Raw genomic sequence first — 25197 nt, forward strand, 5'->3', positions numbered from 1 at the left:
CGTGGCCGCTGGCATGTGGGCGCGACTTCAAGTGCCTGCAGGTTGTTGGGCCAGGACATGCTGAGCACTGGCACCATCGCCACTGCCGCACTGATCTGGCTCGGCCTGCTGTTCGGCGTGGCGCTCACCGGCGAACGTCGCCCGCAGCTGTTCGAAAAACGCTGGGCGATCATCTACGCGCTGTCGTTGGCGATCCACTGCACCTCCTGGACCTTTTACGGCACGGTCACTCAGGCCAGCCGTTCCGGCTGGTGGCTGCCGCCTACGTTTGTCGGCGCGATCCTGATGTATGTGTTTGCAGTATCGGTGCTGCGTCGCCTGGTACAGCTGGCGCGCGAATACAACGCCGGCTCGATTGCCGACCTGATCGTGGTGCGGCTGGGGCGGCATGCTGGCCTGGCCGCGCTGGTCACGGCCGTGGTGTTGGTCGGCATCGTGCCGTATATCGCCTTGCAGCTGAAAGCAGTGGCGATGAGCTACACCCTGCTGCGCACGGGACAACTGGCCGAATCCGCACCATGGCACGACAGCGCGCTGTACGTGGCGTTGCTGATGGCGCTGTTCGCCATGCTGTTCGGCACGCGCCGCGCCTCGGCGATGGCGCACAACCGCGGCCTGGTGTTGGCGATGGCGTTCGAGTCGCTGTTCAAGCTGGGCGCGATGCTGGCGCTGGGCAGCTTGCTGTTCACGCCGCTGCCGGCGGGTGCGGCGATCGGTGCGCCGCCGCCGCATGACAGCAGCGGCTTTCCCGCGCTGATCCTGCTCGGCGCACTGGCGATGTTTACCTTGCCGCACCAATTCCATGCCGGCGTGGTGGAGTGCCGTGACAGTTCGCATGTGCGTACCGCACGCTGGCTGTTTCCGCTGTACATGCTGCTGATCGCCTTGCCGATCCTGCCGCTGGCGAAGATGGGCGATGCGTGGCTGGCGCCCAGCGGCGTGCCGTCCGACCTGTACGTGCTGGCGTTGCCGCTGGCGCGCAACCAGCACGGGCTGGCGCTGGTCGCGTTTCTCGGCGGCCTGAGTGCGGCGACCAGCATGGTGGTGGTCGCCACGCTGGCCTTGAGCCTGATGGTGGTCAATCACTTCATCGCACCCTTGCGCGTGCGCGCCGGCTGGGGCCGCGACGAGCGTGGCGATTTGCGTGGCGAAGTGCTCAACCAGCGCCGTGTGGCGATCCTCGCGGTGATCCTGCTGGCTTGGGCATACAGCCGCCTGCTTGCGCGCAACGATGCCTTGGCGGATATCGGTGCGCTGTCCTTTTCCGCGCTGGCGGGATTGGCGCCCGCATTACTGGCTGCGGTATATCGCCCGCAACTTGGGCCGCGCGCGGTGGTATGGGGTTTGGCGATCGGCACGCTGGTGTGGTTGTACGTGTTGTTGCCCGCCGGCGTGGCGCAATTGCCGGCATGGCTGCAGCAGGCGCCACGCTGGCTGACGCCGGATGGCTTTATGGGGCTGGACGATTGGAGCCGCCTCGGCCGCGCGGTGGCGATGAGCCTGGTGGTCAATGTGCTGGCCATGCTGGCGGTGGCCAATACGCGTTATGGACGCCGGCGCTGGACCGCAGGCGTGGGCCATGTCAGCGTGGCCGAGCTGCGCGCGCTGGCCGAACGGTTCCTGCCGCACGAACGGGTGGAGCGTCTTTTTATCGGCACCGATGCGCAGCGCGCCGCCGGCAATGCGCGCATCGCCGAAGTGGAACACGAACTGGCGGCGGTGATCGGCGCCGCTTCCGCCCGCCTGCTGCTGGAAGTAGTGCATCGGCAAGGGCGCGCGGAACTGGATGCGGTTGCCGCGATCGTCGGCGAGGCCGCGCAGGATCTGCATTTCAGTCAGCGCGTGCTGGAAGCGGCGCTGGAAAACATGAGCCAGGGTATCTGCGTGGTGGATAGCGAATTGCGCCTGGTGGCGTGGAATAGCCGCTATGCCACGCTGTTCGGTTATCCGCTGGAACTGCTGCAGGTGGGGCGTCCGGTGGCTGACTTGATCCGCCGCAATATCGCCGCCGGCATCATCGGCCCCGGCGATGTGGAGGCGCGCGTGCGGCGGCGCCTGGCACATATGCGCGCCGGCACCGAGTTGCTGTCCGAGCGGCGTTTTCCCGATGGCACGGCGGTGGAGATCCGCGGCCATCCGATGCCCGGCGGCGGCTACGTGGCAACGTTCACCGATGTCACTGCATTCCGCGAAGCCGAACACGCCTTGACCCTGGCCAACGAGACGCTGGAATTGCGTGTGGCCGAACGCACGCGCGAACTGGCGCAGGCGAGTGCGCAGGCGCATCGCGCGAATGCGGCGAAGAGTCATTTTCTGGCTGCCGTCAGTCACGACCTGATGCAGCCGCTGCATGCAGCCCAGTTGTTTGCGCATGCGCTGGGCGAGCGGGGCTACGACGCGGCGCATGTGCGCCATCTCAACGATTCGCTGGCTGCGACCGAAGGCCTGTTGGCCGGCTTGCTGGATATTGCACGCCTGGAAGGCGGCCGCCTGCATCCGCAGCCGCGCGATTTTCCGCTGGCGGAAGTGTTCGAGCCGCTGGCGGCGGAATTTCGCGCACTGGCCAGCGACCGTGGGGTGAAGTTGCGAGTGGCGGAGAGCCGCGTCTGGGTGCGCTCCGATCCTCTGTTGCTGCGCCGTGTGCTACAGAATTTTCTTTCCAATGCGTTGCGCTACAGCGAGCGCGGGCGGGTGCTGCTCGGCTTGCGGCGGCACGCGCAAGGCCTGCGCCTGGAAGTGTGGGATACCGGCCCGGGAGTGGCCGAAGAAGAGCGCAGCCTGATCTTCGAGGAATTCCGGCGTGGCAGCACAGCGGGCGGGCAGGGGCTCGGCCTGGGTTTGTCGATTGCGCAGCGCGTGGCCGCCTTGTTGGAACATCCGCTCGGTTTGCGCTCATGGCCTGCGCGCGGCAGCGTGTTCTATATCGATGTGCCGCGTGCGCACACTGTGTATCACGCTGCGGCGCCGACCGCGGCCGAGCTGAGCCCGGTACCGTCAGGACGCGCGCTGATTCTCGATAACGAACCGGCAGCCTTGGCGGCGTTGAAGGCACTGCTGCATAGCTGGGATTGGCAGGTGCATGCAGCATCGCAGGCCGAGCATGCGCTGGCGGTGCCGTGGCAGCCGGATCTGTGTGTGCTCGATTACCACCTCGATCGCGGCCAGACCGGCTTGCATGTGCTCGACGCGCTGCGCGATCGCTATCCCGCCATGGCCGCGGTGGTGCTTACCGCCGATCGCGATGGCGAGCTGCGCCAGCGCCTGCTCGAAGCGGGCGCCGTGGTGCTGTACAAGCCGCTCAAGCCGCTGGCATTGCGGCAGGTGATGCAGCGGGTGATGGCGGCGCGCGATGTGACGTCGGCGCAGTAGGAGGGCTCGGTGATCAGGCCGAGGGAAGCGTTGCCGGTTCGCTCAGATCCAGCGAACGCAGCAGCACCCCCGCCTGCGTGCGATTGCGCACGCCAAGCTTTTCGAAGATCGCCGTGGCATGCGCTTTCACCGTGCGCTCCTGGATATTCAGGCGATCGGCGATCTGCTTGTTGAGCAGGCCTTCGGCCAGCAGGTTCAGTACGCGGTATTGCTGTTCGGTGAGCCGCGCCAGGCGTGCGGCGAGATCGGTGTCGGCGGGGTGGCTGGGCAACGCGGCTACGCTGCGCGCCAGTTCCGGCGGCAGCCAGCTGCCGCATTCGAGCACCGCGGCGACCGCTGCGCTGATTTGTGCGGGATCGGCGCGCTTGGGAATAAAGCCCGCCGCGCCGTGATCGAGCACGCGCCGCACTACCTGCGGCTCGTCGTGCGCCGACACCACCAGCACCGCCACCGCCGGATATTGCCCGCGCAGGGCGGCCAGCCCGGACAAACCCTGGCTGCCGGGCATATGCAGATCCAGCAGCACCAGGTCCAGCTCCGGATCGGCGGACAGTGCGTCCATCACGCCGGGCAGATCGCTGGCTTCCAGCACGCTGCACGCATCCAGGTGCTCGCTGGCCGCCTGGCGCAGGGCAGCGCGGAACAGCGGGTGGTCATCGGCAATCAGCAGGCGCGGCATGACGCGCACCATAGCGGTGCCTGCGCGCAACGTCGAGGTGAAAAGCGGCCCATCGCAAGTTATCGCTGTTGTACTTTCGTACGATGGCCGCGCGGTGCAGGCTTGCCTATGGTGGGCGGATGAATATCCGCACATGTCTGGTTGGGATCGCCATGCTGGCTGCCGGCGTGGCGCAGGCGTCTTCGACGGAGCCTTCGATGCAAGGGATCGAGTTTGTGCAGGGTGAGGTGCGCGTCACCACGCATCGCGGACAGGACGACCTGCTCAGCGCCGGCCTCGGCTTGGCTGGCTTGAAAGCGGCGCCGTCGCCGTTCGCGGATGCGCAGCATCCCACCGCGCAGGAATTGCGCCGGCGCGCGATCCAGGCCAGTTGGAAAGGCATTGCCGATCTTGGTCCGCTGGGCGGCTTCGGCAGTGTCTATGGCGCGGTGCCGGATGTGCCCGGTCGCGAATACCAGGCCTTCGCCAGGATTCCCGGCGCGCATGCGCCACATCGCGTGCTGGTGCAGGTGCCCGACAAGTTCGACCAGGCACATCGCTGCCTGGTGGTAACGGCGTCCTCCGGTTCGCGCGGTGTCTACGGTGCGATCGCCCTGGCCGGCGCCTGGGGCCTGCCGCGCGGTTGCGCGGTGGCCTATACCGACAAGGGCACCGGCTCGGGCTATTTCGATTACGGCGACTACAGCGGCGTCGCACTGGACGGCACACGCGCAAAACGCGGCACGGCGCTGCTGGAATTCGAACCTGCGGCGAACGGCGAAGGCATCGCCGTCAAGCATGCGCATTCGGGCGACAACCCCGAGGCCGACTGGGGCCGGCACGTGCTGCAGGCCGCGCAGTTCGGCCTGGCCATGCTCGATCGCGCCTTTCCCGAGCAGGCGCCCTTCACGCCGCAGAACACCCGCATCATCGCCACCGGTCTTTCCAACGGCGGTGGCGCCGTGCTGCAGGCGGCCGGCATGGACGATGCGCACATGCTCGCCGGGGTGGTCGCGCTGGAGCCGAATGTGCACACGCCCGGCCACGGCCGTGCGCTGTACGACTATATGAGCGAAGCAGCGCTGTGGCTGCCGTGCGCGCTGCTCGATGCACGCTTCAACACCACGCCGTTCGCACGCGACGCGCATGGCGCGCCGCATGCGGCGTGGCTGACCCGCTGTGCCAGCCTGCATGCGCAAGGCTTGCTCACTGCGACCACGCCCGACGCGCAGGCGCAGGAAGCGCTCGCGCATCTGCACCGCAGCGGCTGGACCGATCAGGCCATGGCCACCGCCGCATCGTCCACCGCGCTCGATCTGTGGCGCGTGATCGGCGCGGCATACGCCTCGGCGTATCTGCGCCGCGGCGCAGGCGGCATGCCTTGTGGCTATCGCTACGCCGCGCTGGTCGATGGCAAGCCAGGCGTCGCCGACGCGGCCACGCGTGCGAGCTGGTGGGCGGATGCCTCGGGCATTCCACCGGGCAATGGCGTGGGCCTGTTCGGCGGCACCGATGGCAGCGCCGATCCGCAGCTGGCCGGCATCACTTGCCTGCGCCACCTGTGGAGTAGCGACGATGCCGACGCACGTGCCCTGCACGCCGCGGTGCAGGCACTCGCCGTGCGACTGCCGCGCCGTGATCTGCCCCTGTGGGTGCTGCACGGCGCCGACGACGGCCTGCTGCCTACGGCATTCACCTCGGAGCCTTACATCGCATGGTTGCGCGCCGAGCAGCGCCAGCCGCTGTACTGGAAGGTGCCGCACGCGCAGCACTTCGATGCGTTCCTGGCGCTGCCGGGCTTCGGCGATCGCCATCTGCCGCTGCTGCCGTATGGCTACGCGGCGCTGGATCGGCTGTGGGCGCATTTGTTCCAGGGCCAGCCGTGGCCGGCGCAGCTGCCGGTGCCGGAGGGGCAGGCGCGTGGGGCAGGGGCTCTGCAACGCGGCATGTTGGGTATGACAGGTACGTAAGCATTCCCCATCCATCCATGCAGGGGTATCCTTGCCGATTCGTCGCCCGGCCTCGGGCGCCCGTCTGCTTCTGATTGAAGGAATACCCATGGCCATCAACGTCACGTTCACCACCAATCGCGGCCCCATCCACCTGCGCCTGCACGACGACAAGACCCCGGTGACGGTGGCCAACTTCGTCAATCTGGCGCGCCGCGGTTACTACGATGGTTTGTCGTTCCACCGCGTGATCGCCGATTTCATGGTCCAGGGCGGCTGCCCCGAGGGCAGTGGCCGCGGTGGTCCGGGCTATCGTTTCGAAGACGAGTTCGACGCCTCCCTGCGCCATGACAAGCCCGGCATCCTGTCGATGGCCAATGCCGGTCCGCGCACCAATGGCAGCCAGTTCTTCATCACCCATGGCCCCACGCCGTGGCTGGACGGCAAGCACAGCGTGTTCGGCGAAGTGCTGGGCGCGGACGACCAGAAGGTGGTCGATGCGATCCGCCAGGGCGACACCATCGAGAAGGTTACCGTGGAAGGCGACGTGGACGCCCTGCTGGATGCGCAGTCCGTGCGCCTCAAGGAGTGGAACGCGGTGCTCGACCAGCGCGGCTGAGTCTGCGCCTCCGGGTGTGGATACCAAGGCCGCCGCGGTTTGCCCCGGCGGCCTTTTTCACGCCTTCGTTACCTCTGTGTCTTACTCGCGGACATAGAATTCACGGGTTGGACACCCTCACTACAAGGAGCACTGCAATGTCCTTACTCGGCGGTTTGAGCAGTCTGTTGGGCGGTGGCGAAGAAGGCGGTGCCTCCTCGCTGGTGAATGTTGCGGGCCAGCTGATCCAGCAGGCGGGCGGCCTGCAGGGTCTGGCCAGCACGCTGCAGCAGCATGGCCTGGGCGATGCGGTGCAGTCCTGGGTCGGCAATGGCGCCAACCAGCCCATTTCCGGCGACCAGTTGAACCAGGTGCTGCAGAAGGCGGGGCTGGACTCGGTGATCAACAACGCCGCCGGCAAGCTGGGCGTGGATCCGGGCCAGCTGATGAGCCAGGTGGCGCAGGTGCTGCCGCATGCGGTGGACCATGCCACGCCGGACGGCCAGGTGCCGGCCAGTGGCGGTGGCGGCTTCGATCTGTCGATGCTGGGCGGCCTGGCCGAGAAACTGCTGGCGGCGCATACCGCCTGAGTCCGGTCATGTCCGTAAAAAAGCACGGCGCGGAGAACCGGCCGTGCTTTTTTTATGCCGGAATCCGGCCCGCTCAGTGCTGGACGAAGCGCAGCAAGTACAACAGCACGATGGCGCCCACGATCGACATCAGAAAGCCGGCCGCGTGGAATTTCTGCCCCGGCTCCGGCTTCTTGAACAGCATGCCGATAAAGCCGCCGATCACCGAGCCGACGATGCCGACGATGGTGGTCATGATGAAACCCATGTGCTCGGCGCCCGGCACGATCCAGCGGGCGATAAGGCCGACGATGAAGCCGACGATGATGGACCAGATAAGGCTGAACATAGACATCTTCTCCTTGCGTCTGTGGCGAGGCTGCTGATCAGATGACTTCCCCTCCGCCCGGGCCCTGCGGCGGCATCCGCATCATGCCAGCGCAACTTCCCGGCGCAATAGGAGTTTTTCGGCCAGGTCGATGACGCACCGCCACATGCTAAAATCGCCCGGTTTGCTGCCTCCTGTCCCCCTCCGAGGAAACCATGCCCCAGCTCGCCCAGCGTGTCGGCCGCGCCAAACCCAGCGCGATCATGGTCATTGCCGAAAAGGCCAAGCAGCTCAAGGCTGCCGGCCGCGACATCATCAGCTTCTCCATCGGCGTACCGAATTTCCTGCCCGGCGAACATGTCTATGCGGCGGCGCGCGAAGCGCTCTCGCACGATAGCGGCCAGTACGGCAGCAACCGCGGCGCCGATGCGCTGCTGGATGCCTTTCTCAAGCATATCGAAGCGCTGGGTTTCAGCGGCTATACCCGCGCCAATCTTTCGATCGGCATCGGCGCCAAGCAGGTGCTGTACAACCTGGCCGAGGCCTTCCTCAACGAAGGCGATGAAATCTGCTTCGCCGCGCCGTACTGGACCACCTATCACGATATCGCCGATATCGTCGGCGCCAAGGCCAACGTGCTGCACTGCGGTCCGGCGCAGAACTACAAGCTCACGCCGCAGCAACTGGATACCGCCCTGGCGCGCAAGCCCAAGGTGTTCCTGTTCAACAATCCGTCCAACCCCACCGGCATGGTCTACACGCGCGAGGAAATCGCCGCGCTGGCCGACGTGCTGGCCAAGTATCCGGATACCTGGATCATCACCGACGACATCTACAACTCGATGGTGTTCGACGGTATCGGCTATCACAACTTCGTATTTGCGCGGCCCGAATTGCGCGAGCGGCTGGTGTTCGTCGATTCGGTCTCCAAGACCTACGGCATGCCCGGCTGGCGCGTGGGCCTGATCGCCGGCCCCGAATCGGTGGCCAAGGCGATCACCACGCTCAATTCCAATCACATCACCAGCGTGCCGGAAGTGATCACCGCCGCGGCGGTTGCCGCCTTCAGCGGTCCGCAGGACATTCCTGCGGCCAAGTGCGAGGAATTTGCCGGCAAGCGCGATATCGTGCTGGCCGCGCTGGCCAGGATTCCCGGCGTGGTGTGTCCGCGTCCGCAGGGCGCGTTCTACGCTTTTCCCGATATCTCGGTCGCGTTCGGCAAGAGCCATAACGGCAAGCGCATCGAGAACGACGTGGAACTGTGCGCGGCGCTGCTGGAAGCCAAGGGCGTGGCCTGTGTGCCGGGCTCGGCTTTCGGCGAACCGCGCGCGCTGCGTATTTCCTATACCTGTCCTACCGCCCAGCTCGAACCCGGCCTTGCGCGCATCGTCGAGTTCTTTGCTGAATTGACCTGATTCTTCTCCGGCCTGCATCACGCGATGCAGGTCTTGTTTTATGCACCTGAAGGAGTTGCCACGATGAAAGCCCCCGTTCGTGTTGCCGTGACCGGCGCTGCCGGCCAGATCGGTTATGCCTTGCTGTTCCGTATCGCCGCCGGCGACATGCTCGGTCCGGACCAGCCGGTGATTCTGCACCTGCTCGAAATCACCCCGGCGCTGCCCGCACTGCAGGGCGTGGTGATGGAACTCAACGACTGCGCCTTCCCGACCCTGGCCGGCATTGTCGCCACCGATGACGTGAACGTGGCCTTCAAGGATGTCGACTACGCCCTGCTGGTGGGCGCGCGTCCGCGCGGCCCGGGCATGGAGCGCAAGGACCTGCTGGAAGCCAACGGCGCAATCTTCTCGCCGCAGGGCAAGGCGCTGAACGATCACGCCAAGCGCGACGTGAAGGTGCTGGTGGTGGGCAACCCGGCCAACACCAATGCGCTGATCGCGCAGCAGAACGCCCCGGACCTGGATCCGAAGTGCTTCACCGCGATGGTGCGCCTGGACCACAACCGTGCGCTGTCGCAGCTGGCCGAAAAGACCGGCAAGCACACCACCGACATCAAGAAGGTCACCATCTGGGGCAACCACAGCTCCACCCAGTACCCGGACCTGCACCACGCCAGCGTCGGCGGCAAGGCTGCGCTCAGCCTGATCGACCAGGGCTGGTACGAGAAGGATTTCATTCCGACCGTGCAGCAGCGCGGCGCCGCCATTATCAAGGCGCGCGGTGCGTCGTCGGCCGCCTCGGCCGCTTCGGCGGCGATCGACCATATGCGCAACTGGGCGCTGGGCAGCACGGACGGTGACTGGGTGTCGATGGGCATTCCGTCGGATGGCTCCTACGGCATCGCGCCGGGCGTGATCTACGGCTATCCGGTGACGGTGAAGAACGGCAAGTACGAGATCGTGCAGGGCCTGGAAATCAACGAATTCTCGCGCGCCCGCATGGACGCCACCGAGAAGGAACTGCGCGAAGAGCGCGCTGGCGTCGAGCATCTGTTCGCCAAGAAGTAAGTTTCGTTTTACTGCTGCAGAAAAAGGCCACCTCGCAAGAGGTGGCCTTTTTTGTGCCTGAGTTGGGCTGTGCCGGATTCGATCCGGGGTCACTCATCGGTGTAGGCAAGATCCGTTGGGTTACGCTGCGCTAACCCAACCTACAGGTGGTTTGGTGGTGGGCTTGCGCAACACTAATCGCAATCCTATCGATGCATCAGGCTTCGCCGACAGCCATGCGGATGGGCACATGAGAAGGTTTTACGGCCGGGCGCGATCACGCTGACGCGAGTCCGCGCTTGTGCAGAAAACTCATCGCAGAGCGATGCCCCTTTTCAACAGGAAGTTTCCATGCTGACGAACAACCAACCGAGCTTCACGATGCGCCCTGCCGCTGCCACGCGGCAAACGGGTTTAAGCCGCTGCATTCTTGCCCTGCTGCTGGGCTGCCTGACGTGGCCGGTCGCCGCGCACAACATCTATGTCGCCAATTCGGACGACAACACAGTCTCGATCATCGATGCCGCAACCAACAAAGTCAGCGCAACGCTGGCGGTGGGGAAGACTCCCCTGAGCGTGGCGTTTACGCCGGGCGGTGACAAGGCGTATGTGGCCAATGGCGATGCCAATACCGTGTCGGTGATCGATACGGCCAGCCATACCGTGACTGCCACGGTGAAGGTCGGGAAGAGCCCTGCCGACGTGGCGATCAGCCCCAACGGTGCGCGTGCCTATGTGGCCAACGAGAGCAGCCGGAACGTCTCCGTGATCGATACTGCCACCATGAAAGTCGCGGCCAAGGTGACAGTGGGTGGCTACCCGGTCGGCATTGCGGTGACGCCCGATAATCGCCGGGCCTATGTGATCCACGAAGACAGCCGCAACATCACCGTGATCGATACCGCCCGCAACACCGTTGCCGCGGTCATCAAGGTGGCAGGCATCCCCGGTGAGCTGGCGTTCTCTCCCAATGGTGCGCAGCTGTACGTGACCGATTTCTGGTCGCGTAACGTCTATGTGATCAATACCGCGATCAATGCCGTCGTAGCTACGATCGAGGTGGGCACTCAGCCGTATGGCATCGCGGTTACGCCGGATGGTGCCCGTGCGTATGTGGCCAATTACTACGATGACACGGTGTCGGTTATCGACACGCGCAGCAACGCAGTGACGGCCACGCTCGACGTGGGGCGCTTTCCGATTGGCGTGACGATCAGTCCGGATGGCAGTCGGGTATACGTGTCCAACAACTATTCCGATACGGTATCCGTCATCAGCACGGCTACCGATACGGTTGTCGACACCGTCGAAGTGGGGCAGTCGCCGACCGGCATGGCCGCGCAGCCAGCTGCCTGAGGATGCGGGGATGTAATGCAGGCTTGCGGCCATCTCTGATGAGATGGCCGCTTTTGCTCTGCAGGGATAGCTTCAGTGCAGCTGATAGCTGAAAGAGAAATCCACGCGCGGTTCGCGGTGCGGCGCCTCGAACGGTACGTCGCCAACCGGTTCGGCGAAGGTGAGGTCAAACGTGTAATAGCGCTTATCCGACCAGCGCACGCCTAAGCCGGCAGTGCCGAGCTGGGCCGTAGTGGGCGCACCCACATTGAGATACACGCGTGCATATTGTCCGATCAGATACGGCGTTACCTGTTTCACCCAGCGGGTGGACACGTCGAACGAGCGGTTCACTTCCATCGATGCGCCCCAGCCGCTGTCGCCGGCGGTTTCGCCCGGATCGTAGGCCAGGCCATAGCGCGGCCCGCCGAAGCTGACCTGTTCGGTGGTAGGCAAGGTGTTGTTGCTGTATTGCCCGGTGATGTTGAACACCGTGCCGAAGTGATGCGGCCAGACATTGCTCTGGATAAAAGTGGCGTCGTAGCGGGTGAACTGCGGATCGGCCGGCACCGCTTCGGCCAGGTTGCCGACGCGCACGACGGTGCTGGCATTGGCGCCCAGGGCATCCAGTCCATGGGCGATTTCCAGATTCACTTTCTGCACGCTGGTGTCGCCGGCCTTGATCCAGTCCATCTTCGCATCGAGCACGCGCAGCCCGTACTGCTGGATCAAGCGCGCACCGGTGACGGTGTTGGTGTAGGTCTCGTTGAGCGTAGTCGCATAGGCGCCGCCGGTGGCGGTGAGGCTGTGGTGGTTGTCCAGCAGCAGCGGATAGCTGAAGGAAAATGTGTATTGGTCCTGATGCATGTTCTGCTGCAGGTAAGAGGGCAGTTGGTCGTCGGTATCGGGATTGCCCTGGTAGTGCGAGGCGTTCACGTGCAGCATCAGGCCGTCCGACCACAGCGGCTGCAGATAAGCCAGCGCGTACAGGCGCTGATCGCCGGGGCCGGACGGTAGCAGGGTGGAGAAGCCGACTTGTTCGGCCTGTCCCAGCAAGCCATTCTCGGTAACGCCGGTGAGGCCTTGCACGCCCGGATGATCGAAATCGATGCCGGTGGTGGCATTGAAGCGCGTGCGCTTCACGCTCAACTCCAGGCGCGTGGCGCCGTCGGTGGTGGTGGGTGCGGGCACGTTCGCATCGATGTGCAGGCCGGGCAGCATGCCCAGCACCTGCAAATAGCGTTCGAAGGTTTTCTGGCGCAGCGGGCGGTCCTTGGCGATGTGCTGCGCGATGGCGCGAATCTTCGGGGCCATATTGCCGGCGTCGCCGGTAATGTCCACCGTAGCCACATAGCCTTCCACGATGGTGATGTGTACGTCGCCGTTGGCAAAGTCCTGGGTGGGCACAAAGCCGAACGACAGCGCATAACCGTGTGCCTTGTACACGTCGCTGACCTTGTTGGCGGCAGCGAGCACATCGGCCACGTGCACGTTCTTGCCGGTCATCGGGCTGAACAGCGCGGCGATTTCCTTGAACGGCACGGCATGCACGCCGACCACATCGAAGCGGCGTGGCGTAATGGGGGTGGCTAGCAAGGCGGCCAGGCGTGGATTGGGTGCCTGTTTTTGCACCTGCTCGTTGACGCGCGGCGTCACCGGCGTTTCTACGCGCGGCAGGTTTTGCAGCGGATTGGCGGTGGAGGGCGGACGCACCTGTGCATCCACCTGCAGTGACATCGCGATGGAAATGCCGAGCGCCGGGCCGATCCATGCCTTCATCACTGCCCCCTGTTTTGTCGCGTCTTGCAAAAGCGCGCGGCGTGCGCGCCGTTGATAAGGTGGAGGCGGCTCCATGGCCGCCTCCACTTCAACGCGTGTTGCTTTTTGTTCGAGCGCAGCCTGTTACAGGCCGGTCTTGCCGAGTACGCCAGCCAGTCCGTTGCCCTTGCTGCTGCCGCTGCTGCCGCCGGAAAGGCCGCTGGTCACCGAGCCGAGCAAGCCACCGCTGCCACTGGTGCCGGTAATACCCGCCACACCATTGACCACGTTGCTGACCGCCTGCGTTACGGGTGACAGCGGTCCGTTCACGGCGCCCGTAGCATTGGCGCCAACCACGGCGACGGCACCGCCTGCGGTGGTGACTACGTTGCCGACCAGGCTGGTCACCGGATTGAGTGCCGCGGCAGGGCCCGAACCGAGCGCGCTGATGGCGGCGCCCGTACCGGCGACGGTCGCGCCGACGCCAGTCACGGCACCGGTGGCACCGGCCAAGGTCACGCCGACCGGATTGCTGATGCTGCCCGCATGGCCGAGGCCGGCGGTGACACCATCGCCGAGCGTGGTTACCGAGCCGCCCAGGCCCGCCACGGTACCGCCGAGCAAGGATGTAACCGGTGCTGCCGGCGTGCCGGCGCCAGCGCCGCTGACTTGCGTGCCGACCGACGACACCAGGCCGCCGACGCCCGCGGTGGCATTGCCGCCGACGGTCGATACGGCAGCGACGAGGTTGCCGCTGTTGGTATTGCTGAGGCTGGAGGCGAGCGGATTGAGCAGGTTGCTGGCATCCTGCGTCACCGTCTTCACCAGGCCGGTGCTGAGCGCGCCATCCAGCGGCACGCTGCCGGCGGACACTGCATTGCCGAGGGTGGATACCGCGCCGCCGAGGGTGGAGGTGATCGGTTCGATCGGCGAGCCCTGGAAGTCGCCGACGCTGATGACGGTCTCGCCCAGGCTGTTGACTGCTTTGCCGGTATCGTCCACGACGCCGCCGACGCTCTGCACCGTGGTGCCGACCGGATCGCTGGTATTGCCCAGCTGGCCGAGCCCGCTGCTGACGCCATTACCCAGCGTGCTGACCGCATTGCCGGTGTTCTCGACCACGCCGGCCAAACCTTGCGTGGTGCCGTTGTTGCCCAGCGGCGTATTGGTGAGCTGCGAGCCGACCGTGCTGACCGCACCGCCCAGGCTGGAGACGACATTGCCGGCACCGGTCGCGACCGCGCCAAGCACGTTGGACGGCGCCGCGCTCGGCGTGGGCGTTGGGGTGGGCGTCGGTGTCGGCGTGGGCGTGGGCGTCGGTGTGCCGCTATTGCCGCCGCTGCCGGAAATCCCGCTGCCGCCGCCACTGCTGCTGCCACTGCCACTACCGCTGGAACCTGAGCCGCTGGAGCCGCTGCCGGACGGGCCGACCGAGGTGCCGCCGCCGGAAGGAGAACGTACCGATCCCGAACCGCTGCAGGCGGCCATGGAGACCACCGCGGCCAGGATCAGACTGGAAAGAAGGGTCCGCTTGAGGACATTGCCCGAAGAAAGATTGCGCATGATCATCACTCCACGAACGCAGTGCGTTCCACCTGTAGTGGATGCGTGAAAGTAGACATCTATCCCTCCCGACCGGCTCATGCGTACCGGTTGATTCGGAGCCTGGAATGGATGGGCGGCCTCCTTTACGCCTGGATGCCTAAACATGAGTAAGGATCGGGCGAAAGCGATGCTGCGAGCACTCACGTGAAGCCGCCGTGCAAGCGGCGTCTACAACTTCCGCACAAAATGTGACGCAGCGTTCTAAACGAAGTGTTGCCTGGCGTGAGACGTGCCGTTTGGCACGATCTATTCCCGCAGAGCCTGTAAATCCAGGCTTTTTAGATCGATTTTAAGAACCGATCCCTGTTCATACCAGTCGCCAAGGACGATGCGCTTGGCCGTATGGCCGTCCAAATTCAGGGGGTGGATGGCGGGGCGGTGGGTGTGGCCGTGGACCAGCCGGGTCACGCCGGCCGTGCGCATGGCCTGGGCCACGGCGTCGGCATTGACGTCCATGATGGTCTCGTGGGTGCTGCCGGTATGGGCGCGGCTGTCCTCGCGCGCCTTGGCGGCGAAGGCGCGGCGTGCCTCCAGCGGCATCGACAGCACCTGCGCCTTCCATGCGGGCGTGCGTACGTTGCGGCGCACCGCCTGGTAGGCGACGTCGTCGGTGCACAGCACGTCGCCATGCATCAGCAGCGTGGGCGTGCCGTACAGGTCATGCACGGTGCCGTCGTCGAGCAGGGTGAAACCGGCGCGCTCGGCAAATGCCTCGCCAAGCAGGAAGTCGCGATTGCCGGCCATGAAATACACCGGCACGCCGGCATCGCGCACGGCGCGCGTGGCGGTGGCGATGCGCTTGGGCAGTTGCGCATCGTCGTCGTCGCCGATCCATGCTTCGACCAGGTCGCCGAGGATGTACAGCGCGTCGGCACGGCGCACCTCCTCGCTGGCGAGGTAGTGTTCGAACAAGCTGGTGATCTGGGGGCGGCTATCGTCGAGATGCAGGTCGGCGATAAACAGCGTGCTCACTGTGCAGCCTTGCCGACGGCTGCCGTGGACGAGCTGGCCGGCGCCGGCGTGGGCTCGCCGTTGATGGATACGCTTTCGATCAGCACCGGCGGATTGGGCACGTCGGCGGCAAACGGGCCTTGGCCGTGAGTGGGCAGCGCGGCGATCTTGTCCACCACGTCCATGCCTTTCACCACCTTGCCGAATACGGTGTAGCCCCAGGTGAGACCGCTCTGGTTGCCGACGTAGTCGAGGCGGCGGTCGTCCACCAGGTTGATGAAGAACTGCGAGGTGCCGGAATTGGGATCCGCGCCGCGCGCCACCGCAACCGTGCCGCGCAGGTTGGACAGGCCGTTGTCGGCTTCGCTCTGCACCGGCGTATGCGTGCGGCGCGGCTGCAGATCCTTGGTGTACAGGCCGCCCTGGACCAGATAGCCGGGAATCGCGCGATGAAAGGTGGTGCCGGCGTAGAAGCCTTCATGCGCGTAGCGCAGGAAGTTGGCCACGCTCTTGGGCGATTTGTCCGCGAACAGCTCCAGCTCGATATCGCCTTGCGAGGTATGCAGCAGCACGACCGGATCGCTCGCCGAAGTCGCCGTGGCAGTGGCGGACGGCTTGGCGGTTTGCGCGATGGCAAGCGGGGTGACGAGCAGGCTGGTCAGGAGAAGCGAGGCAGTCAGCAGGTGCTTGGGCATGGCGAAATGAGGGGGCGCGGCGGAAATATCCGCGCATGATACGCGGCTGCGGGAGCTTGTGGCTTAAAGCGGCGGGAACAGGGGGCGGGAGCGGGCAGGAAATTGCGGAACTGCGCCAGCTGTTTCCCCGGTATGCAGCAGGGCTGGATGGCTCCGCATGAAGCCATCGTCACTCCTCTCACCGTCATTCCGGCGAAGGCCGGAGTGACGGTGAGGGGCAGTGTGGTGAGCGGCAAGCGCTGGCAACCCCACCCCGGCCCTCCCCTGCCAGGCAGGGGAGGGGGCAAGGCAAGGATTGCGCTTTATTGCGCCGACAGCGCCAGCGCCAGGCCCAGTTCCGACAGCGGCGTCACTTCCTGCTCCAGGTCGGCCTGGCTGAGCGGATGCTGCTCCAGCCATCCGGCCGGCAGCTGCAGCGTAAGGCGCTGGCTGGCGGCGCTCAGGCGCATGGCCGGCAGCGATTCGGCGCGGCGGGCGCGGCGGAACAGCACGGACAGGCGCAGCAGCGCGGTGATGTGCTTGGCCAGCTGGCGGTAACGCTGGGGCAGGGTGGCGAAGGTGGCTTTGTCCGGCTTGCGGCGATGCGCTTCCACGATCGCCGCCAGCAGGTGCTGTTCCTGCTTGGAGAAGCCAGCCAGATCGGCGTTGCGCAGGATATAGGCGCCGTGGTGGTGGTATTGGCTGTGCGCGATGGCCAGGCCGATCTCGTGCACGCGCGCAGCCCAGGACAACCATTCGCGCGCTTCCGCATCGAGCTTCCAGGTGGCGGCGATCTGGTCGAACAGCATCAGCGCGGTGGATTCCACGCGCCGCGCCTGCGCGCGGTCGACGCCGTAGCGGTTGGCCAGCGCATCGATGCTGGCGGTGCGCGGATCGCTGCCGCCGGCACGGCCGATCAGATCCCACAGCAGGCCTTCGCGCATCGAGCTTTCGCATACCTGCAGGCGCTGGATGCCGAGCGCGGCGAACGCAGCCTCGAAGATCACCATCGCGCCGGCGAATACCGGTGCGCGCTCCTCGCCCAGGCCGGGCAGCTTGAGCGAGCCGATCTGGCCCTGGTCGAGCATGGCGTCGCGCAGCGTGGCGAGCGAGGCGGGCGTGACGCCGTCATCGGACAGCTTCATGGCCTGCACCACGGCGCCGATCGCCTTGGCGCTGCCGGATGAGCCATAGGCGTCGGTCCAGCCGGCTTCCAGGTATTCCTCGGAGAACTGCTGCAGCAGCACGCCGATTTCGTCGCGCGCACGCTGCCAGCGCTTGCGCGTGAGCTTGCCGCCGGGGAAGAAGCGCTGGGTGGAAGCGATGCAGCCGACCTGCACGCTTTCCGTATGCATCGGCGCCAGGCCGCGGCCGATGATGAATTCGGTGCTGCCGCCGCCGATGTCGATCACCAGCCGCGGGTCGCGTGAGGCGGACAGATCGTGCGCCACGCCCAGAAAGATCAGGCGCCCTTCCTCGCGGCCCGACACCACTTCCACCGGATGCCCCAGCGCCGCTTCGGCTGCGGTCAGAAAGGCCTGCGGCGATGCCAGGCGGCGCACCGTATTGGTGGCTACCGCGCGCACGCGCACGGTAGGGATGCCGGCGATGCGCTGGCCGAACTTGGCCAGGCAGTTGAGCGCGCGGGCACGGTGTTCGGCGTCCAAGGTGCCGTCGGCGCGCAGGCCGGCCGCCATGCGCACGGTTTCGCGCAGGCGGTCGATCACGCGCGGCTCGCCGTGTTCCATGCGCGCCACCACCATATGAAAACTGTTGGAGCCGATATCGACGGCGGCCATCAGCTCGCCGTCCTTGATCTGCATCGGGTCGCCGAGGCTCACGCGGGGCTCCTGTTAATGGCTTGCTGCAGTTCCCTCTCCCCGCGGGGAGGAGGGCGCAATGCTGGCGCTGAGATTCGCCAGCAAGGTTTCCTGCGCCGAATGCGGCGGCTGTTCGCCGGGCGTGGCGCGGGTGTAGCGGCCCTGGCTATCCAGCAGCCAGGCTTGCGTATTGTCGGCCAGATAATTGGCCAGCGTTTCGTCGTAGACGCGCTTGGCCAGCGCCGGATCGAGGATCGGAAAGGCCACCTCGATGCGGCGCATCAGGTTGCGTTCCATCCAGTCGGCGCTGGCGCAGTAGATTTCCGGCTGGCCGTCGTTGCCGAACCAGTACACGCGACTGTGTTCCAGGAAACGCCCGACGATGGAGCGCACGCGGATCCGCTCGGATCCGCCCACAATGCCCGGCCGCAAGGTGCACGCGCCGCGCACGATCAGGTCGATTTCCACGCCGGCTTGCGCCGCGGCGTACAGGGCTTCGATCACATGCGCCTCGTTCAGCGCATTGAGCTTGGCCACAATGCGCGCCGGACGCCCATGGCGTGCATGCTCGGCTTCGCGCTCGATCTTCGCCACCACGCTCTTGTACAGCGTGAACGGCGAATGCAGCAGGCGCTTGAGGCTGATGGTGGGGCCCAGGCCGGACAGCTGCTGGAATACCTTGTGCAGGTCCTCGCCGATTTCCGGATCGGCGGTCATCAGGCCGATATCGGTGTACAGGCGGCTGTTGCTCTGGTGGTAGTTGCCGGTGGACAGATGCACATAGCGGCGCAGATGGCTGTTCTCGCGCCGCACGATCAGCATCATCTTGGCGTGCGTCTTGAAGCCCACCACGCCGTATACCACCTGCACGCCGGCTTCCTGCAGGCGCTCGGCCAGGCGGATATTGGCTTCTTCGTCGAAGCGCGCGCGCAGCTCGATCACCACCGTGACATCTTTGCCGTTGCGCGCCGCTTCCACCAGCAGGTCGACCAGCGGGGTGTCCTTGCCGGCGCGGTACAGCGTCTGCTTGATCGCCAGCACGTCCGGATCCTGCACGGCTTCGCGCAGCAGGTCGATCACCGCGTTGAAGGATTCGTAGGGGTGGTGCAGCAGGATGTCGCGCTGGCTGAGCGTATCGAACAGGCGCTTCTTGACCGGGCCGAAGGCGGCCGGGATCGATGGCGTAAAGCGCGGGAATTTCAGCTCCGGGCGCTCGATTTCGTCGTACACCAGGCCCAGGCGGATGATGTTGACCGGGCCGTCGCAGCGGTAGACGTCGGTTTCTTCCAGCTCGAAGTTGCTGATCAGCATCGACACGATCGACTGCGGGCAGTCGTTGCCGATTTCCAGCCGCACCGGACGCGCATAGCCGCGGCCGACCAATTCTTCGGTGAGCGCGCGCGCCAGGTTGTCGACTTCTTCTTCAACGATCAGCTCGCTGTTGCGCGTGACCCGGAACTGATACGCGCCGGCTACCTTGAAGCCGGGGAACATCAGGTCCGCGAAGGCCTGCAGCAACTCGGCCAGGAATACGAAGTGATCGCCCTCGCCGCTGACTTCGTTGGGGATGCGGATGATGCGCGGCAGCGAGCGTGGCGCGCGCACCAGCGCCATATGGCCCTCATGGCCGAACGCATCGCGGCCTTGCAGCACCACGGCGATATTGAGCGTCTTGTTGAGAATGCGCGGGAACGGATGCGCCGGATCCAGGCCCAGCGGCGACAGCACCGGCAGCACTTCGTTTTCGAAATAGCCTTGCAGCCAGCGGCGCTGGCGGCTGCTCCACTGCTTGTGCGTGAGGAAATGGATATTTTCGGCGGTGAGCGCCGGGCCCAGTTCTTCCTGCCAGGCGGCATATTGCGCGCGGGTCAGGTCCAGCACGCCCTCGCGGATCCGCGACAGCAGTTCGCCGGAGGCGATGCCGTCGGGCCCCGGGGCGGCAGAGCCGAACTGATGGCGCTGTTTGAGCATGGCCACGCGCACTTCGAAGAACTCGTCGAGGTTGCTGGCCACGATGCTCAGGTAGCGCAGGCGCTCCAGCAGCGGAATGCCCGGATCGCGCGCCTGCGCGAGCACACGGACATTGAATTCCAGGGCGCCCAGTTCGCGGTTGAGAAACAGCTCGGGCTGGGGCGGTTCGGTGATGACGGGTTGGATGGCTTGGCGGCGCGGCATCCGGCCATTTTTACTCATATGGCCGGTGGCGACTATGTCTTTGCAAGAAATGATTCAAAATTTTGTAACGACTCAATAGCGCCGCCGTAGGTTGGGTAAGCGCAGCGTAACCCAACGATCTGTCTTCGTAGCGACATCGTTGGGTTACGCTGCGCTTACCCAACCTACGCCGGCTATGGCGTTCTCGGTCAGTGGCTTTCCAGCGTCTTGGTCTCGTGCACCTCAGGCGCCAGCAGACGCTCGCGCCCGAAGCAGCAGGTGAAGGTGGAGCCCTGGCCCGGCGTGCTGCGGATATCCAGTCGCGCCTGATGCAGCCCCAGTACGTGTTTGACGATCGACAGGCCCAGTCCGGTGCCGCCGCTGTCGCGCGAACGGCTGGACGACACGCGATAGAAGCGTTCGGTCAGGCGCGACAGGTGATCGGCCGGAATGCCGTAGCCGGTATCGCTCACCGAGTAATTGGCGCCGTCGGCAGTGCGTTCCCAACGAATGGTGATGCGCCCGCCGGTGGGGGTGTAGCGCACGGCATTGCTGACCAGGTTGGACAGCGCGCTGTGCAGGTCCTTGGGCGAGCCGAGCAGATCCAGTTCGGCGGAGGATTCCAGGCTGATGCTGTGACGGCCTTGGCTGAGCGCTTCGGCTTCCTTGCGCAAGGTGGCCAGCAGCGGCGCCATCGGCACGCGCTCCTCGCTGACGTGATCCTGCGTTTCCAGGCGCGAGAGGGTCAGCAGGTCTTCCACGATCTGGCCCATGCGCTTGGACTGCGCACGCATTTCGTTGAGTACCGGCGCCAGATGCGGCACATCTTCCGGATCGAGCAATTCCAGATAACCGTGGATCACCGTCAGCGGCGTGCGCAATTCGTGCGACACGTTGGCGACGAAATCGCGGCGGATCTGCTCCAGCCGCGACATGTGGCTGATATCGCGCGCCAGCAGCAGGCGCTGGCGCTGGCCGAACGGCAGCATGGTCACGTTGATGTGGCGGCTGGGCTGCCCGGGCGCGCTGACGTCGTTGAGCGGCTCCGGCGAGGTTTCCTGCAGCCAGCCGGCCAGTTCGGAATTGTGCAGCTTGTCTTTCAGCACCACGCCGCGGTCCTGCGGACGGCGCAGGCCGAGCAGGCTTTCGGCGGCATGATTGAACCAGCGCACATGCTGCTCTTGGTCGAGCAACACGATCGCATCCGGCAGGCTGCCGGCGGCGCGGCGCAGGTCATGCAGGTTGGCGGCTAGGCGACGGGAACGCATCATGAATCGGTCATGCCGGGGTTGGTCGGGGTCCACGTAGGGTTCGGGGGAGCGCGAACTCATCATGGGCTTAGCAATGTGACGCAAGTGCGTCAGTAGCAAGACAATCTCTGCTACAGCGACCGCCGCCACACCGGCTGTCGCGTGATTGCCCAGGAGCCAGCCGAGCACGCCGCCGGCGAGCAGGCCGGCAAGCAGTGCAAGCGGAAGTTTCCAGGCGTTGGAGGCTGGGGACATGGGCGGCATCACCGGGAACGGAGGAGCGTGGGGCGGGAATGGTAGAAGCTTTTGCAGTCCCGACTTGTCACGCTATCCGATCTCCGGTTGCTGATGCGCACCTTAAGGGCTGGCCGAGAACCGATAGCCGGCGCCGCGCACGGTCTGCACCATCTCTTCCAGCTTCCACGGCTCCAGCGTCTTGCGCAGGCGGCGGATATGCACGTCGACCGTGCGCTCCTCCACATACACGCTGCCGCCCCATACATGGTCGAGCAGCTGCGCGCGCGAGTAGACGCGCTCCGGATGGGTCATGAAGAAATACAGCAGGCGATATTCGGTGGGGCCGATCGGTACCGGCTCGTCGCCCGCAAACACGCGGTGCGCCGGGCCATCGATGCGCAGCCGGCCCAGTTCCACCATGCCCGAACCATCGTCGCCCTGGCTGCGGCGCAGCACGGCCTTGATGCGGGCGATCAGCTCGCGGGTGGAGAAGGGCTTCACCACGTAGTCGTCCACGCCTGCTTCCAGGCCGTTGACGCGATCCATTTCCTCGCCGCGGGCGGTGAGCATGATGATCGGCACTTCGCGGCTCAGTTCTTCCTTGCGCAGGCGGCGGGCCAGATCCAGGCCGCTGGTGCCGGGCAGCATCCAGTCCAGCAGGATCAGATCCGGCACCTGCTCGGCAATCGACATCTGGGCGGTGCGTGCGTCGGCAGCCTGGGCGGTATCCATGCCGGCCTTGCGCAGGGCGAAAGCGACCATGTCGCGGATGGAGGCTTCGTCTTCAACAATAAGGATGCGTTTGTGCACGCTGGGTCCGGTCGGGGTGGCCTATGACGCAAATATTGCAGCGGTGAAATGTTACGCGGCAATGACAATGCCAGAAAAAGCCGTCACGGACAGGAATATTCACCTACATTAATGCACCACATCGCCCAGGCCGTAGCAGATTTTGCCGCTGCATGACGTCTTGGCGTCGAGTTGCTGGCCCTGGTTGTTGCCGTCCGGATTGTCGTCCGTGGCCACCCGGCGCTTGCGCAATTCCATCACCAGCGGGGTGATTTCGGCGATATGCGCCTGGATGCGGGCGCGGGCGTAGTAGTCCAGGTCCGGGCGCTTGAGCAGGCCCTTGAGCTGCTCCATCGCATCGAACGGCCGGCCGGACAGATAACTGGCCTGGGCGTAGGCCTCCCCGGAGCGCACGCTGTCGCCGGCCTTTTCGCTGGCCTTGGCGTAGGCGGTAAACAGGTCCGGTTCGTCGGTGTCTTCCAGCATCGGGCGCAGCATGCCGGCGGCCTGCGCGGCCTGGGCCTTGCTGCCGCCCACGGTCAGCGCATTGGCGTAGGCCACGCCGATCGCCTTGTTGCGCGGGGACTGGGCGTTCAGGGTGGCGTAGAGGTCCAGCGCCGCACTGCGCTCCCCGGCCTGCAGGCGGGCATCGGCCATGGCCAGGCGCAGCACCAGGCTATTGGGGAATTTGGCCAGCAGCGGCTGCAGCTGGGGAACGGCTTTGGCGCCCTGGCCGCTGCGGGTCAGGGCCAGGGCGTAGCCGTAGTAGTTCTCGGGCGTGCGATAGGCGCCATCCTGGCGGGCCAGCAGGTCGCCGTAATACGTGCTCATGCGGTACGGGTCGTCGGACAGCACACGCACGCGCTCGCGCATCAGCAGGTACGTATTCGGGCCCGGCGTGCTGCCGGTGGCGGCGGCGAGGGTGGTGGGATCCTTCACATAGGCGATCGGCGCGGTCTGCTGCGACCAGCTTTTCTTGTCGAGCAGGTTGCCGGTGGGCTGCGATTTCTGCTCGGCGATCAAGGTATCGGCACGTGCCTTGGCGTCGGCGATGCGCTGGGCGGTGACCGGGTGATCCTGCAGCAGCGAGGGCACGTTGATGCCGCCGGAATCGGCGCTCATCACGTCTTCCATGCGGCCGAAAAAGCCGGCCATGGCGTTGGGATCGAAGCCCGCCTTGGTCAGCGTGAGAATGCCGGTGCGGTCCGCCTCGGCTTCATCCTTGCGGGTGAAGTTGATTTCTTTCTGCATGATCGCGCCCTGGCCGCCCAGCAGTGCGGCCGCTGCCGCCTGGCCGCCCGCCGCGCCGCCCGCGGCAATCGCACCGAGCGCCACCAGCGCCATCAGCGGCGTGTCCTTCTTGGCTGATTCGTAGGCGCGCTGCAGATGGTTCTGCGTGATGTGGCCGATTTCGTGCGCCATCACCGCAGCCAGCTCGTCCTCGTTGCGGGTGATGATGATCAGGCCCGAATTGATGCCGATATAGCCGCCCGGCGCGGAGAACGCGTTGATCTCCGGATCCTTGGCGATAAAGAACGCGAAGTGATCCTTGGGCTTGGCCGAATTAGAGACCAGGCGGAAGCCGAGGCTGTTGATGTAGTCGTCCAGCAGCGGATCGTTCACCACCATGTCCAGCGCGCGCATCTGCTGCAGCATCATCGCGCCGTAGTCCTGCGCCTCCTGCGGCGAGATCAGTGCATTGGCCGAACTGCCCAGGTCCGGCAGGCGGATGTCGTCCGGCTTGTCCTGGGCGCCGGCCGCCGTGGTCAGGCCGGCCATCAGCAGCACGGTCAGCAGGTGTTTACGGAGGTGTCGTGGTGCCATGGTCATAGATCGACGACAATATCAGCTGGGACCTTTCGATTGGGTTGCAGTTCAGTCTCAACCGCTTGTTTTGCAGGCCTGCCACCGCCATTTACGGCGCAAGTAATTCCGGAGTTTTTCGCGATGTCCAAGATCGAAGTCTATTCCACCGCGGTATGCCCTTACTGCGTGGCCGCCAAGAACCTGCTGAAGGCCAAGGGCCTGCATTGGGAGGAGGTGCGCGTGGACACCGATCCGGCGCAGCGCGACGCCATGCTCCAGCGCAGCGGCGGCCGCCGCACGGTGCCGCAGATCTTCGTCAACGATCAGTACGTGGGCGGTTATGACGACCTGGTCGCCGCCGATCGCAGCGGCAAGCTGGCGCAACTGCTGGGAGAGTCTGCATGAGCGCCGAGAAGGACCGCGTCGCCGAATTCACCGCCTTCCGCCAGCGCATGAACGAACGCATCCTGGGCGAAGACAACCAGGTAGTACGCCGCTTCTTCGCACTCGATACGCAGACCTACAAGGCCGGCGCACTGGATGTGAAGACCAAGGAAATGCTGGGCCTGGTGGCGTCGATGGTGCTGCGCTGCGACGACTGCATCAGCTATCACGTGGCCCAGTGCAAGGAAGCGGGCGTGAATCGCGAGGAGTTCTTCGAAGTATTCAGCGTGGGGCTGGTGGTGGGCGGGTCGATCGTGATTCCGCATCTGCGCCGCGCGGTGGATTTTCTCGACAAGCTCGAAACCGGTGACGCAGGGCAGGCGGAAAGCTGCGGCGACCACGCCTGAGCTTTTCTCCCTCTCCCCGGCGGAGAGAGGGCTGGGGTGAGGGGGCGCGCTCGCGACCAAGGTGAATCGGAGCGTCGCTTCGATGTGGCTCAGGGCAAGCCTTGTCCCCCTC

20 protein-coding genes are annotated in these 25197 nt (G+C 65.4%); 9 read left to right on the forward strand and 11 right to left on the reverse strand.

Annotation, left to right across the window (positions count from 1 at the left end):
* The first annotated feature begins 57 nt into the window (after nucleotides 1-57).
* Nucleotides 58-3369, forward strand: coding sequence for a hybrid sensor histidine kinase/response regulator (locus IGX34_RS19665; protein WP_192557453.1), 3312 nt, complete (start codon nucleotides 58-60; stop codon nucleotides 3367-3369).
* A gap of 13 nt (nucleotides 3370-3382) precedes the next feature.
* Here the strand turns inward: IGX34_RS19665 and IGX34_RS19670 are convergent, their stop codons facing one another.
* Nucleotides 3383-4048: a response regulator gene (locus tag IGX34_RS19670; RefSeq protein WP_192557454.1), complete on the reverse strand. Its 666-nt coding sequence runs from the start codon at nucleotides 4046-4048 to the stop codon at nucleotides 3383-3385.
* A gap of 119 nt (nucleotides 4049-4167) precedes the next feature.
* On the opposite strand from IGX34_RS19670, the gene IGX34_RS19675 reads away from it, so the two are divergent.
* The 3 genes from IGX34_RS19675 to IGX34_RS19685 all read left to right on the forward strand — a co-directional run bounded on the left by IGX34_RS19675 (nucleotide 4168) and on the right by IGX34_RS19685 (nucleotide 7164).
* Nucleotides 4168-5997: a 3-hydroxybutyrate oligomer hydrolase family protein gene (locus tag IGX34_RS19675; RefSeq protein ID WP_225737638.1), complete on the forward strand. Its 1830-nt coding sequence runs from the start codon at nucleotides 4168-4170 to the stop codon at nucleotides 5995-5997.
* A gap of 88 nt (nucleotides 5998-6085) precedes the next feature.
* Nucleotides 6086-6595 carry a peptidylprolyl isomerase gene (locus IGX34_RS19680; RefSeq protein WP_192557455.1) on the forward strand — a complete coding sequence of 170 codons (510 nt, stop codon included), beginning with the start codon at nucleotides 6086-6088 and terminating at the stop codon, nucleotides 6593-6595.
* A 137-nt stretch (nucleotides 6596-6732) separates the two neighbouring features.
* Nucleotides 6733-7164: a YidB family protein gene (locus IGX34_RS19685; RefSeq protein ID WP_192557456.1), complete on the forward strand. Its 432-nt coding sequence runs from the start codon at nucleotides 6733-6735 to the stop codon at nucleotides 7162-7164.
* A gap of 73 nt (nucleotides 7165-7237) precedes the next feature.
* Here the strand turns inward: IGX34_RS19685 and IGX34_RS19690 are convergent, their stop codons facing one another.
* Nucleotides 7238-7492 (reverse strand): GlsB/YeaQ/YmgE family stress response membrane protein, encoded by a 255-nt coding sequence (locus tag IGX34_RS19690; protein ID WP_192557457.1) that lies wholly within the window; start codon nucleotides 7490-7492, stop codon nucleotides 7238-7240.
* A 194-nt stretch (nucleotides 7493-7686) separates the two neighbouring features.
* Here IGX34_RS19690 and IGX34_RS19695 point away from each other — a divergent pair, with 194 nt between their 5' ends.
* The 3 genes from IGX34_RS19695 to IGX34_RS19705 all read left to right on the forward strand — a co-directional run bounded on the left by IGX34_RS19695 (nucleotide 7687) and on the right by IGX34_RS19705 (nucleotide 11271).
* Nucleotides 7687-8886, forward strand: coding sequence for a pyridoxal phosphate-dependent aminotransferase (locus IGX34_RS19695; protein WP_192557458.1), 1200 nt, complete (start codon nucleotides 7687-7689; stop codon nucleotides 8884-8886).
* 63 nt (nucleotides 8887-8949) lie between these two features.
* Nucleotides 8950-9936: a malate dehydrogenase gene (locus IGX34_RS19700; protein WP_192557459.1), complete on the forward strand. Its 987-nt coding sequence runs from the start codon at nucleotides 8950-8952 to the stop codon at nucleotides 9934-9936.
* Between the two features lie 330 nt (nucleotides 9937-10266).
* A complete protein-coding gene (locus IGX34_RS19705) occupies nucleotides 10267-11271 on the forward strand; it encodes a YVTN family beta-propeller repeat protein (protein ID WP_192557460.1) in 1005 nt (334 codons plus the stop codon).
* Nucleotides 11272-11343: 72 nt separating this feature from the next.
* On the opposite strand, the gene IGX34_RS19710 is transcribed toward IGX34_RS19705, so the two are convergent.
* The 9 genes from IGX34_RS19710 to IGX34_RS19750 form a co-directional block, all read right to left on the reverse strand.
* Nucleotides 11344-13029, reverse strand: a complete 1686-nt coding sequence (locus IGX34_RS19710) for a ShlB/FhaC/HecB family hemolysin secretion/activation protein (protein ID WP_192557461.1) — start codon at nucleotides 13027-13029, stop codon at nucleotides 11344-11346.
* Between the two features lie 123 nt (nucleotides 13030-13152).
* Entirely contained in the window at nucleotides 13153-14571 is a 1419-nt protein-coding gene (locus IGX34_RS19715) for a collagen-like triple helix repeat-containing protein (protein WP_192557462.1), read from the reverse strand.
* Between the two features lie 288 nt (nucleotides 14572-14859).
* The gene (lpxH, locus tag IGX34_RS19720; RefSeq protein ID WP_192557463.1) at nucleotides 14860-15585 is read right to left on the reverse strand and encodes a UDP-2,3-diacylglucosamine diphosphatase; all 726 of its coding nucleotides are present in this window, start codon (nucleotides 15583-15585) and stop codon (nucleotides 14860-14862) included.
* Nucleotides 15582-16259: a peptidylprolyl isomerase gene (locus IGX34_RS19725; protein WP_192557464.1), complete on the reverse strand. Its 678-nt coding sequence runs from the start codon at nucleotides 16257-16259 to the stop codon at nucleotides 15582-15584. Before IGX34_RS19725 ends, lpxH begins: the two co-directional genes overlap by 4 nt.
* Nucleotides 16260-16561: 302 nt before the next feature.
* The gene (locus IGX34_RS19730; protein ID WP_192557520.1) at nucleotides 16562-18061 is read right to left on the reverse strand and encodes a Ppx/GppA phosphatase family protein; all 1500 of its coding nucleotides are present in this window, start codon (nucleotides 18059-18061) and stop codon (nucleotides 16562-16564) included.
* 30 nt (nucleotides 18062-18091) lie between these two features.
* Nucleotides 18092-20233 carry a polyphosphate kinase 1 gene (gene ppk1, locus IGX34_RS19735; protein ID WP_192557465.1) on the reverse strand — a complete coding sequence of 714 codons (2142 nt, stop codon included), beginning with the start codon at nucleotides 20231-20233 and terminating at the stop codon, nucleotides 18092-18094.
* 188 nt (nucleotides 20234-20421) lie between these two features.
* The gene (phoR, locus tag IGX34_RS19740) at nucleotides 20422-21717 is read right to left on the reverse strand and encodes a phosphate regulon sensor histidine kinase PhoR (protein WP_192557466.1); all 1296 of its coding nucleotides are present in this window, start codon (nucleotides 21715-21717) and stop codon (nucleotides 20422-20424) included.
* A 102-nt stretch (nucleotides 21718-21819) separates the two neighbouring features.
* Complete coding sequence (gene phoB, locus IGX34_RS19745) at nucleotides 21820-22509, reverse strand: phosphate regulon transcriptional regulator PhoB (RefSeq protein WP_192557467.1); 690 nt, start codon at nucleotides 22507-22509, stop codon at nucleotides 21820-21822.
* A gap of 108 nt (nucleotides 22510-22617) precedes the next feature.
* Complete coding sequence (locus IGX34_RS19750) at nucleotides 22618-24312, reverse strand: M48 family metalloprotease (protein WP_425598809.1); 1695 nt, start codon at nucleotides 24310-24312, stop codon at nucleotides 22618-22620.
* Nucleotides 24313-24435: 123 nt separating this feature from the next.
* On the opposite strand from IGX34_RS19750, the gene grxC reads away from it, so the two are divergent.
* Entirely contained in the window at nucleotides 24436-24699 is a 264-nt protein-coding gene (gene grxC / locus IGX34_RS19755) for a glutaredoxin 3 (protein WP_192557469.1), read from the forward strand.
* On the forward strand, nucleotides 24696-25085 hold the full coding sequence (locus IGX34_RS19760; protein WP_192557470.1) for a carboxymuconolactone decarboxylase family protein: 390 nt from the start codon (nucleotides 24696-24698) through the stop codon (nucleotides 25083-25085). Before grxC ends, IGX34_RS19760 begins: the two co-directional genes overlap by 4 nt.
* The last annotated feature ends 112 nt before the right edge of the window (nucleotides 25086-25197 follow it).

The organism is Dyella acidiphila (assembly GCF_014863405.1).
GTDB lineage: Bacteria > Pseudomonadota > Gammaproteobacteria > Xanthomonadales > Rhodanobacteraceae > Dyella_B > Dyella_B acidiphila.